Origin of the sequence: Bacillus sp. JJ675 (assembly GCF_036963165.1) — a bacterium.
Classification (GTDB): domain Bacteria; phylum Bacillota; class Bacilli; order Bacillales; family Bacillaceae; genus Bacillus; species Bacillus glycinifermentans.
Genome location: NZ_JBALMR010000076.1, coordinates 100524 through 112052, shown reverse-complemented (window position 1 = coordinate 112052; position 11529 = coordinate 100524). Strand labels below are relative to the sequence as shown.

The 11529-nt window shown below is 32.3% G+C and carries 15 protein-coding genes; 12 read left to right on the top strand and 3 right to left on the bottom strand.

Features of this window, described 5'->3' with window-relative positions; translation table 11 throughout:
• Positions 1 to 622 precede the first annotated feature (622 nt).
• Positions 623 to 1036, bottom strand: coding sequence for a DUF2283 domain-containing protein (locus V7126_RS19335; RefSeq protein WP_046132670.1), 414 nt, complete (start codon positions 1034 to 1036; stop codon positions 623 to 625).
• A 14-nt stretch (positions 1037 to 1050) separates the two neighbouring features.
• A complete protein-coding gene (locus V7126_RS19330) occupies positions 1051 to 1746 on the bottom strand; it encodes a DUF4258 domain-containing protein (RefSeq protein ID WP_065894422.1) in 696 nt (231 codons plus the stop codon).
• A 109-nt stretch (positions 1747 to 1855) separates the two neighbouring features.
• Between V7126_RS19330 and V7126_RS19325 the strand changes: the two genes are divergently transcribed.
• Positions 1856 to 2857: a S8 family peptidase gene (locus V7126_RS19325; RefSeq protein WP_046132668.1), complete on the top strand. Its 1002-nt coding sequence runs from the start codon at positions 1856 to 1858 to the stop codon at positions 2855 to 2857.
• Positions 2858 to 3619: 762 nt separating this feature from the next.
• Here V7126_RS19325 and V7126_RS19320 read toward each other — a convergent pair.
• Positions 3620 to 4057 carry a hypothetical protein gene (locus V7126_RS19320; protein WP_046132667.1) on the bottom strand — a complete coding sequence of 146 codons (438 nt, stop codon included), beginning with the start codon at positions 4055 to 4057 and terminating at the stop codon, positions 3620 to 3622.
• 238 nt (positions 4058 to 4295) lie between these two features.
• Here V7126_RS19320 and V7126_RS19315 point away from each other — a divergent pair, with 238 nt between their 5' ends.
• From V7126_RS19315 to V7126_RS19265, 11 genes are all read left to right on the top strand, one after another.
• Positions 4296 to 4577, top strand: a complete 282-nt coding sequence (locus tag V7126_RS19315; protein ID WP_006640599.1) for a hypothetical protein — start codon at positions 4296 to 4298, stop codon at positions 4575 to 4577.
• A 612-nt stretch (positions 4578 to 5189) separates the two neighbouring features.
• The gene (gene yonT / locus V7126_RS19310; protein ID WP_006640598.1) at positions 5190 to 5369 is read left to right on the top strand and encodes a type I TA system toxin YonT; all 180 of its coding nucleotides are present in this window, start codon (positions 5190 to 5192) and stop codon (positions 5367 to 5369) included.
• Between the two features lie 312 nt (positions 5370 to 5681).
• Complete coding sequence (locus V7126_RS19305) at positions 5682 to 6914, top strand: hypothetical protein (protein WP_065894424.1); 1233 nt, start codon at positions 5682 to 5684, stop codon at positions 6912 to 6914.
• 311 nt (positions 6915 to 7225) lie between these two features.
• Positions 7226 to 9097: a hypothetical protein gene (locus V7126_RS19300; protein ID WP_231947452.1), complete on the top strand. Its 1872-nt coding sequence runs from the start codon at positions 7226 to 7228 to the stop codon at positions 9095 to 9097.
• Positions 9098 to 9266: 169 nt separating this feature from the next.
• Positions 9267 to 9617: a hypothetical protein gene (locus V7126_RS19295; RefSeq protein ID WP_046132662.1), complete on the top strand. Its 351-nt coding sequence runs from the start codon at positions 9267 to 9269 to the stop codon at positions 9615 to 9617.
• A gap of 21 nt (positions 9618 to 9638) precedes the next feature.
• The gene (locus V7126_RS19290; RefSeq protein WP_046132661.1) at positions 9639 to 9893 is read left to right on the top strand and encodes a hypothetical protein; all 255 of its coding nucleotides are present in this window, start codon (positions 9639 to 9641) and stop codon (positions 9891 to 9893) included.
• A 33-nt stretch (positions 9894 to 9926) separates the two neighbouring features.
• On the top strand, positions 9927 to 10226 hold the full coding sequence (locus tag V7126_RS19285) for a hypothetical protein (protein ID WP_046132660.1): 300 nt from the start codon (positions 9927 to 9929) through the stop codon (positions 10224 to 10226).
• A 91-nt stretch (positions 10227 to 10317) separates the two neighbouring features.
• Entirely contained in the window at positions 10318 to 10452 is a 135-nt protein-coding gene (locus V7126_RS19280; protein WP_335498410.1) for a hypothetical protein, read from the top strand.
• Between the two features lie 172 nt (positions 10453 to 10624).
• On the top strand, positions 10625 to 10825 hold the full coding sequence (locus V7126_RS19275; RefSeq protein ID WP_046132659.1) for a hypothetical protein: 201 nt from the start codon (positions 10625 to 10627) through the stop codon (positions 10823 to 10825).
• Positions 10822 to 10977 carry a hypothetical protein gene (locus V7126_RS19270; protein ID WP_157759329.1) on the top strand — a complete coding sequence of 52 codons (156 nt, stop codon included), beginning with the start codon at positions 10822 to 10824 and terminating at the stop codon, positions 10975 to 10977. The genes V7126_RS19275 and V7126_RS19270 overlap by 4 nt, the downstream gene beginning before the upstream one ends.
• Positions 10978 to 11240: 263 nt before the next feature.
• Positions 11241 to 11468, top strand: coding sequence for a hypothetical protein (locus V7126_RS19265; RefSeq protein ID WP_065894426.1), 228 nt, complete (start codon positions 11241 to 11243; stop codon positions 11466 to 11468).
• The last annotated feature ends 61 nt before the right edge of the window (positions 11469 to 11529 follow it).

The window sequence follows — 11529 nt, the reverse complement described above, 5'->3', positions numbered from 1 at the left end:
ATGCTTCTCCTCCAAAATTTTCGATTTATTTTTCACTGAATCACACTCCTATTGAATATTCTTTAGGGCGTTTAACACTAATCAACTGATCCCAATTATATATCAAATCACTCCCTGCTTACCTTTCTATATACATTATATACTTTTAATTTGCTTATGTCTATAATTATTGAGCTGAATTATTCATCCAGCTCAATAATTTCAAATAAATCGGATAGCTCACAATTTAGGACAGACATTAATCTTATAGCATATGGAAGTGATGGGGGAGAGCTACAATAACCCTTTTTTCTGTATTCTCTAATTCTTTTTTGGTTAGAACCTTACCTTCCATACAACAACCTCCTTATTTTCATTTAGTAACTAATAAGGGTATTGTAACTTTTTATCCAAGGATTGGATAGTGAACTTGGTTGATTATCGTTGAATTATTTGTAATGAATTATGATGCTATCGTAATGAGGAGAGAGAATAGATGAAAAGACTACAACGACAAAGGATTTATGTGTTTTTTTATTGGGGAAGGGGGAGGATGAAAAATGTTTGTACCCAGGAGGTGAATTAAAGTTAAGGGACTGATTCATAAATATGGCTTCTGTATCAGTCCCTCTATAAAAACTCGTTATTTTTTTGTCATTTTGTCTAATAATTTTTCATCGTATTTTGATATATCAATAATATCAAAGCCAACAAATTCTTGAAATTTATCATCATTAAAACAAAAGGAAATCCCAAAAGCGTTATAAGTTTTATTTATTTCTTTATCAGATAGTCTAAAACTATAAATTAGACTATTGTTATCTTTATTTAAAGATTTGGAATATATTTTTTTAGCACCTGCAAAATTGGCTAAAGCATGTGCTGTATCTCCAAATAACTCCATCCCGACAATTCTATCCTCACTGTCAATATCAAGCATGATATCCTCATTGACTTCTAATTCATCTGTAGATTCAATTTTAGATTTCCTGGAAGGGGGTAAAACATATATATATCCTAACTCGGCTTCCATGTCAAATGTTATTAGTGATCTCATTTAGAACCTCCTTCTTATTTCCATCGTTTTTTCGGTGTTTTTGAACGGTAAGTAGTCGTTAAAGTACCACCTTTTTTTGCCACTGCAACACCTTTATAATAATAAACTGTTGATTTATACTTTGGATCATAGTATTTTTTTCCTTTTCTAAGAGCGTCAAGTACATCACCTGGAGATATATTTCGTTGAACCATACGTACTACCAAATGAAATGAAACTTTAACGGCTTTAAATCCAAACTTTTTTAATAAAGATTTAGTTTGAGCAAGCAAAAGCCTTACTGCTAATCCTGCAAATTGCCCCTTAACCTCTGTAAATTGTTCTTCATCTATATCTTTATCCATTTGATCAAGACTATCTAGGTCTATATCTGGATTAATAGTGTCTATGTAGGCTAAAGTTTCATCATCAATCAGAATATCTGATTCAGTTAAATTTTCTTCTATTTTCTTTTCAGCTTTATTTACTTCTGTTGTAGTTGGACTAGGGTTTTCATCTTCAATGTAAGACACTAACTTTTTATCTTTAATTAAGTCATCAATGTCAAGATCCAGCAACTCTTTGTTAGATAGGTTTGTCTGATTTTCTGGTTGAGTTATTTCTTTTTCTGGTGTACTCTGAATTGCTTCTGCTACTGATGTTCCAATAACACTAAAGAACATTACAAAAGCAGTTAAAGAAAAAATAAGTTTTTTTGAACTTTTAAGCATCCTTCTCCTCCTAAAATAAAAAATACTAGATTATTATACCATCATTGGTTTATTATTCAATAGTGTAAAGGAACTTTTATTCTTAATTTCATAATAAAAGGAGAAATAGATGAAAAAAGAATTAATTTTATCATTGATTTTAACTGTTATTTTTTTGGTTTGCCCGTTTCGCGAGACATATGGATTATCTAACGAAGTGTATTTAAAAAATCAATATAAAGAAGTGATAGGAAATAGAGAAAAATATAATGTTAACGGAGATGGAATATCAATTGCCTTGCTTGACTCAGGCTTTAGTAAAAAAAAGAACAAAGAAATAACTATGAAAGGTGGAATATCATTTAAAGAAACGAATAATTATGAGGATTTAAACGGGCATGGGACACATTTAGCAGGAGTTATTAATTCAATTGCCCCGAAGGCAGATATATATGCGGTAAAGGTTTTAGACAAGAGACTTTCAGGAAGTTATGATGATTTGATTAAAGGTATTGAATGGGCAATTGACAATAATATCGATATCATTTCTATGAGTTTGGGAGGTGAGAAGGAATCTGAAAGCTTACATAAAGCTATAAAAGAAGCACATGATAAAGGAATCATAGTAATATCATCTGTAGGGAATAATGGTTTTTCTATAAATGATACAGTTACATACCCAGCTAAATATGATGAAGTTATAGGTGTTGGGGCTCTAGGGAAAAATAAGAAAAGATGGTTTAGAACTAGTCGAGGAAATGGCATTGATATTTTGGCGCCAGGAGAAGATATATTAAGTAACTCTCTAGATGGGAAATACATAAAAAGAAGTGGTACTTCAATAGCCGCAGCATATGTGGCAGGCGTCGTTGCTCTTATTATGGAACAGAATGAAAGTCTATCAAATGATGAGATTAAAAACATACTCTCAAAAACAGCTATACCTATAGGAAGCAAATTAGAATATGGCAATGGGGTGTTAAGTATTAGTAAAGCTTTAGATCAGTCTAATAAAATAAAACTGCTTAAAAATATTGAAACTGGAGGGATGTTATTTTTATTGACAACTTTAGTTATTGTTTTTTTCTTTATTCGAAAAAAACGCAGAAAAGTTTTATTAGAGAGAAAATAACACTGAAGGAATGTGCGATTTTTTAAAACAGAACTTGTCAATAATCTGAATTTTATTTAGGTGATCAGCAATGATCATCTCTTTTTTTGTTTATTATGGTCAAAGATGCCATCGTGATGAGATAAGAAAATTTGAGGAAAGGCAACGGTGACAATAGTTTTCTAAGTTTTTTTAGGAGATATGAGGGAAGTTAATCGTAAAACATTTGGGGGAGAAGGGATTGGGAATGATTTGACATAGGATTTAGAGTGTTTTAGGGGGAGGGGATACGATGAAATGTGTTGATATTAATGAATTTTACGATAGCAATTACGATTGAATTTTGGCTGAAATCGAAAAAATGATCCTGGTGTGGAAATGGAAGTGCTAGGGGCGAATATAACCCTATTTGACGCAATTTGGATGTTAATATACCCCCTCTATAACCTAATATATGGAATCCATTTACGGTTATAAGGACTGTTATAACTGGATTTATTGAACCGTTATTCAGGAATTAACTGAGATCACATATTAATGAAAAGTCAATAGTTTGTGTGAATATTTTTCAAAAAAATTTTATTAATGTTCACAATAACCCTGAAACATTTCTTTTTTATTTATAATCGTGAGAATAACAGCAAGCCGCGAGCCGAAGACTTATTTTCTTTTTAACACATTTGTACTATATTAATTAATCCTCTCATCATTACACCAACACACATGTATCATAATCCTCTCATCAAAAAAGAGACCAGCCACAAGACTGATCCCCTTTGTTATTTATTCTATAGTTAACCATTTCGACCTAGCTTCATATAAATTCTCTCCGTTTGATGATTTTTTCAAGCCTACATATACAATAGCATCTGTTTTTTCTTCCGGATGTATGATAGTTATAGATTTCAAAGGAGTAACGGAAGTAAACGAACCTGTTGGCAGATTTTCACCCATTCCTATTGACCAATCTCCTTTCCAAGACAAAAACATTTCATAATAAATAGTCCCGCATTTACCGTTCTGTTCGGCTTTCACATCAACTGTCTTAGCTCTAGATGAGTAGTTCAATGCATCAGTATACACGCGAACTTGACATCCTTGTTTAAATCCATTAAAGCTTTGCCAATCTGACCAAGCCGCAGAAGCATTCTGAGGTGAGAACCCTAATAAGATCGCCATACTCACACCGAACAACACACATAGTTTTAATACTTTTTTCATCTCTTAACTCTCCTCCTTTTTGATGGAACTTTACATAAATAATTCCATCTGATGAAATCATAGCCTAGCAACTCTCTTAATTCAATGTGTCAATAGATTGGTATTTTATGTATGTTGAGAATCCAAACATAAACAAATTAAAAATAATTACATGATATATATTGACTATCTTTAATAGTCGTGATACAATTTAAATATAGTTAATCGATACATATATAACCGAAAGGGGAAATGAAAAATGGCAAAAGCGATCAAATTTATGGGTCAAAATGAAAAATTCGAGAAATGTTTAAATGAAGCGTGGGGGCTGCATTTAGATGAATTCGCGCCCGAACTTGATAACCTTGAAAGCAAAACGATTTCTAGTGTAATGTTTAAGGTTTTATCTGAGCGCGACCTTGCGATTGAGGGACATACGAATGTGCCTTCAAAACACATCAACAAAGTAGATAAATTCCTTTCCAAGTGGAAAAATCACATTGAAAACGATGATGAGAAAGCAATGTATAGGATCTTTTAAAAAAGGGATATGGCCCTTTAAATTTTTCTCTTTTATTTCATACTCATTGAATATATAATATGTTTAGAGGAAGGAGGATAATTTTGAATCATTCGCGAAAAATCTCGCAAGCGTTCGTTAAGACTTATCCAATCCGGTAAATGGTTTAAAGAGTTTGCCCATGCTGAATATAATAACGATCTAAACGTTATGACTCTTTTGCGTTTCTGTTGGGGCTTAGATGATTCAACTAAACAATGGGCAAAGTATAGGCTGTCAGTTGCAAAAGGTGAATGCCAGGAAATCAAAGCAACACGAAGACTGAAAGGTCTAGTAAAGGAACGAAACAAGAAAGGGATTCATAAAATGACAAAAACAAATTAAAAATAGAAATAAAACACGACTCAGTTTTATAACTGGGTCTTTTTTATTTCTATTCTAACCACCTTTACAGCCTCATACAGACGTTACAATCAAATCCTAACCCAAATACACTCATCAACTTTAATCCTTGTTATATCGAACGTAAACACTCTTTATCTATCATCCTAAAAATTATAAACAAATTAAAAATAATGATTGACTATTTAAAGGAGTCGTGATAAAATTAATATATAGAAAGGAGGGGAAAATGTGCTTGATAAGGTAGGTGTTGTATTGGCTACCGTCCTTTCTTTATCAACGTTAACACTTAATATCTTAACGATCATTGAGAAGCTGACAGCGATAAGAAAGGAACGCCAAAAACAGCAAAAGAAAAGGCGTATACATAAGCGAATCCGGGCAAGGCATCGCAGACGTACACGCCAATAATACAGCAAGGCTAGGGGAGACTTCTCCCTTAGCTACACCTACAGTATAACACAATCAAGCACATGATAAAACATGAAGCGTAATCCATTATGGCTAACACATTTATTGTTTATTGTTTGCTTTGTTCTATTCTTGTTCAATAAACAATACTTCAGCAGCACAACACAGATCATTATTTATACGGTGTTTATTGTTACGCTTGTCCTTATTGTGGTTTCATGGTTTGTTTACTTTGGAATCAAGCGTAATCAAAAAAGATGAGTGAAGGTAATCGCTCATCAATACATAACATAAATTAAAAGGAGATAGTGAATGACAAAAGTTAAAGTAATTGATTCAATAATGGGAAGCGGCAAAACAACGTATGTAATTAATATGATGAATAATTCTTCAGAAGATGAACACTTTATTTTTATTACGCCTTATCTTGATGAGGTGGCAAGAATAAAGAAATCATGTACGAATAGAAAATTTTATGAACCTAAAGTTCACAGCGAGGAAGGGGAAACAGTATATAAACTTGATTCACTTCACAAATATTTAGCAGAAAACAGAGATATTGTAACAACACACGCATTATTTAGCATGGCTAATGAAACAACAAAAGAACTTATTTATTCTGGTAACTATACACTAATCCTAGATGAAGCTATGGAGGTTGTAAAAAAATTAAACATATCAAAAGATGATTTAGATATGCTGTTTAAAAACAAATGGATTATAAATAATAACGGTCAAATTGTTTGGAATGCAGAACATGAAGAAAAGTTAAACAGGGAATACAAAGGAGAATTTCAAAACCTTAAACAATTAGCATTGAGCAGAAATTTAATTTTACATAACGACAGCGTTCTTTTTTGGCAATTTCCAGCCGATATCTTTAAACAGTTTAAACAGGTATATAATTTAACTTATTTGTTTGATGCCCAAATACAAAAATATTATTATGATCTGAATAATATTCAATACAGTCTATACACAGTAATTAACGATGGGAATGAATATAAACTAATTAACTATAATAAAGACAATGATAAGAAAATAAAAGCGGATCTAAAAGACAAAATAAAGATATATGAAGGGCAATTAAACAAAATAGGTGATGACAAATATGCATTATCTAAAAACTGGTTTGAAAGACGTTCAGCACTACATAAAAGACTTAAAAATAATATCTTAAATTATTATCAAAATATTATTAAATCAAAATCAAAAGATAATCTTTGGACAACATTCAAAACACATAAAAGCAAATTGAGCGGGAAGGGATACACAAAAGGCTTTTTACCTTGCAATACAAAGGCAACAAATGAATATAGCCACAAAAAGACATTAGTCTATTCAATAAACAGATTTGTCAATCCAGCTATTGACGATTATTTCAGATCAAAAGGAATATTAATTAACCAAGATATCTATGCGTTATCTGAGATGATTCAATGGATTTGGAGATCAGCTATACGAAACGGAGGAACAATAAATATATATGTTCCATCTGCAAGAATGAGGGGATTGTTAAAAAACTGGCTTGAAAACAAAATTTAAAAGAAGGATATGAAAAAAAAAGCAATAAACCATTTTTAAAAAGCTTGATACACAAGGGGTTTTTAGGCTTGTCTCGTAAAACAAAGGATGTATATAAATTAAAAGAATAAACAAATGAAAACCTTGGGATGCTGACAAACATTTAAAACAGCTTCGCTGCCTTAAATGTTTTGGTCTGCACCATCCCAAACCCTTCACAGACTAATACATAAATAAATTAAAAATAATACATAAATAATTATTGACTATCTAAAATAGTCATGATAATATAATGGTAGGTCGAATGAACAAATTAAAAGGAGATATTTATAATGGCATTATCTTATTATGATAAAAGAACGGCAAAAGTTGAAATCATGTGTGAACTTAAAAAAAGGGGTTGGAATGTATTCGGATATAAACCGGACAACAGTGATCCAATGACTGACTATTTTGATCCTGCATCATGGGATGGTATTGCAGAAAAAGACGGCTACATAATTCTGATTGATATTTATAAACACGATCTAAGTATGTCAGGCAAAAAGGTAACAAAAAAAGGTTACACTATTGATCATGCTAAAATTGCAAAACTTCAAGCAACAATTAACGATAGTGCAGCAAGTGAAAATGAAAAAGAAACGTCCAGAAAAATCATTGAAAAAATGAGACAGAAAGAAGAAATGGAAACTGTTGTTGTCTCTCAATATCCAGTCTTTAAACATGCCAACCCAAGCCGAACAAATTGGCATATCGAAAAAGATGGGGAAATCATTGCTAAAGGTAACCGCGCTTTTTCTTTCTTTGATTGGAATAATAAAGAAGAATCACAAGCTAAACTTGTGAAATTCATCGACGGTTTAGAAAACAAAATCAATGAACAATCAAAACTAATTCCAGTCAAAAAACAAGTTATCAAAAAAGTTGTCAAACCTGTATCAATTGATCTGACTATTGAAGAAGCTCAAGAGGGACAGACATACCTTGTAATTGATAAGCCTTTGACATATGGTGTACAACAAGGATATGTTTATAAATTAACTAGAAAACAAATGTTTAACGGTAAATTGTCTGTATCTTTCGTAAGAATGAATAAAAAATTAAATAAAGAGCTTACGGGTTCAAGCAATCCAGCAAACACTATGTACTTTTCCGAATCTAATTTCAAAAGACTTTTTGAAAAAGGGTGCTTTCACTTTGCAGAGTTGAAAGAGGTGGAAGAGGTCACGGAAAAGACTGTATATGTAAAGGCAAAAAGAGACACAGCCCAAAAAGAAAACCTTTTAACAGGTGAATCAGTCGAAACAACAAACAAAGCGGCAAATGAAAACGTGCAAGAAACAACAGAACAAGAAACAGTTACATATACACTTAACGAAGAGAAAAACGGTGTTGAAATCCGTTTCAGCTCTAAACCATCCGAAGAGATACGGGAGCAGATGAAAGCGGTCGGGTTCCGGTGGTCACGTTATTCTAAGTGTTGGTATGCTAAACAGTCAGACAGTACAATTTCACTTGCTAAAAAACTAAGCTCGAATGATCTTGAAAGCCAAGAAAACGCCTTTGAATATCCTGAAATAGATATTGATGATGTTGAAACATATGTCATTGATCAAACAATACAAGATCGCGAACATGATGCACATTGGATTTTTAGAACAACTAAAAGAGATCACACAAAGGAAATACAAAACCTGTTTAATTCTTGGAATGATGAAGTTAAAAAGCTAATTAAAACAACTGATAATCAAAGCATTATATACCATCTTAAAAAGGACTTGCAGCGGTTCAAAAAGCGTTATTATGATCTGTACGTGAAGTATTTAACTTTAAGGGGAAATAACCCTTCCTGGGCGGTAACTGGACGTGCTGGGCGTAATATGAATAGATATAACAAGCTAGTAGACAGAGAAAACTCCGTAATGCTTGAGTTTACGGGAATTCCGGAGGAATTTAAAAGAAAACTATCCGAAGCAAAGGACAGAATTAGACATACAAAGAAAGAAAAAATCAAAAAACTGGTTTCGAAGATTAATAATGTTATTGAGTTTAAAGCAGAAAATAAAGAATTTACTTTTATGAATAATCTAGAAAAAAAGCGGGTTTACACTCATGGGGATTGGTTTATCTGCAAGACATGTGGGGCTTTTAGGATTTTTTATAAAGGAAATGAAGTCCATACAATGCTAACAACAGAATGCTAAGAAATACGCGACCTATTTAATAAATCAATCCAATACAAAAATATCATAAACAAATTAAAAATAAGTATTGACTATTTAAAATAGCCGTAGTATAATAAAATCATAAGAGAAAGCGTTATTAAAAAACACTATAAACAAATTAAAAGAAAAAAACAAAGAGGGGAAGAAAATGAGAAATAAAAAGTTAATGAAAAAAGTAATTGATTTAGATACGCAAGTTTTACGAACAAGAGAGCAGAGTTTGAGGGTAATGATACAAATCGCAATAATTAGACAAGCGTTTGGAGTTAAAAACGATGAAACTAACCAGCCCGTTAGAGATTATGAACGAGATGTCATTCTATCCGATGATGAAATAAGAAAGCAATTCAATGAGGAATTAAATTGGCTAAACTTAGCTAAAGAAAGAAGTGATTTAGGGGACGTAAAAGAGTTTGAAAATAGAGTGCACTATTTTATTGACGGTGTAAGATTTTTTAATGCTAGCTTAGCAGATGAATTTGAAACATATGTTAATTGAAAAAGAATGGAGCGGTTAAACATGAGACATTTAGATTTAAAAACCATTGAGGAAATTTTAAGAGGTAAGATTTCAACAAATCCAAAACGGTTCGAATGTGCAAACGGAATTGTATTTTCATTGAACAATAGAAGTGGTAATGCCTTAGATTATTTGTCATCTAGAGGTATTGAAATCCATGAACTGGTTAAGGGCATTTATTACACTGAAACAGTTATGACCGTTATAGAGTTTGAAGGACTTGATTGCATTTCACATGTGATTCAGATTGCATAAAACAACAATTTTAAACTGAATGGAGAGAGCAAAATGAAAACAAATAAATGTACACTGGATTATCTCAAATTAAAAGAAGAGTTAGAACAAGAAAATATGATTATCGAAGCTGTAAGAAGTAGAAGAAATAGAAATCAGAAATTGACATATATCTTTCTAAAATCAATGTACATAAAATATTTTGTATTTGTTGATGGGGAAGGTTACTATTCAGAGGGAGAGGAAACTTGCGTAAACGTTTATTGTGGCAACGGTGATACTAAATACGGAGCGTGGTTTAGGAACTTTAGAGAGTTGGCGGCCGAGCTCAAGAAAATAAATAAACTTGGTTGAAATAAAACAGCAGTTTTATATGAAATGGGTTAAAAAGCCGACGGACTGGAAATAGTGAAATATTTAATAATCGATAAGGGAGAGGATTTATATGGAAAGTAAAATAATCAATAACCTGGTGATACTTGAGGCAGAAAAGGAGCGAGCTGCCCTACGATTAAAAGACCAAATAAGAACTATTCGAAATGCTTTAGATAACATGGAATCAAAAATGAATAACAACTAAGATTTGTATGATTCTGATGGTTTACAGGGCAATGGGGTATATATTGATGTTTATTTGAGTAAAGTGGTTGCATACGAAAGAGAGATCGAACGGTTTAAAGCGCTTTTGAGCAATGATGCGAAAATCTAAATAAAACATGAGTTTTAAACAAATAAAAAGGGGTTCAGTAAAATTGCTTGATCATATACATGATTGTTTTGTAAGTGTTTATGGAAGAGTTCCAAATAAAATGGAATTAAAAATTATTGCTAAGACTTTGCCCGCAGAAATTAAATTCCTTGCTGAACAATGGGGATGGAATGATACAGAAGTAGGGGACAAGGTTTTCTGTTGGATAGAGCAAATGAAAGCAGAAAGGGAGAGCCAAATATGAAGACAGAAAAAGAATATGCTGAAATGACTTATAGGATATGTCCAAAGTGTAAAAAGAAAATGCTGAAAGAGTTAGGAAAGGAATATCCTAAAACTGTGAAGTGTCCTAACGGTTGTATAACAACAAAAGAACTTGCTGTCTTTTATGCATAAACAAATCGAACTTAAAGGAGCGGCTTAAAATGAACTTACATAACACCCTATTCCACGAAACGACAGAACAAATCATACTTACTTACCCCATAATCCTGTGACATGACCAAAGAATGGGGGACGCAGGAGCAAGTGCTTGATGAACTTACTGAGGGATATATTGAATATAAAGAGGGATTCGGCGGTAGTATTAACGATTATCTTGAATGGTATGCAGAGTTGCCTTGCTACCATTAAAAACAAATTAAAAGGGGATATGAATAGTGAACAGGAAAGAACTTAGAGATTATATGATTAACATTAGTAACAACGGAATAGGAGACACGGCTAGAAAAGCAGCCCAAAGTGTTTTTAAGAAGGCTGATAAAACAAACGAGGATAATTTGATCATTACAAGCGCAATAGCTAAGAAGGCGTTTATTGATGCTTTTGATCTTGAATATGAACGCCTTTTTCTAATGGCTGAACTAGAAGAAAATATATTTGAATAAAAACACCATTTTAAAAAGAGTTTAAAGCAACCAAAAAGGGATACCCTTTATAAAGCGTATA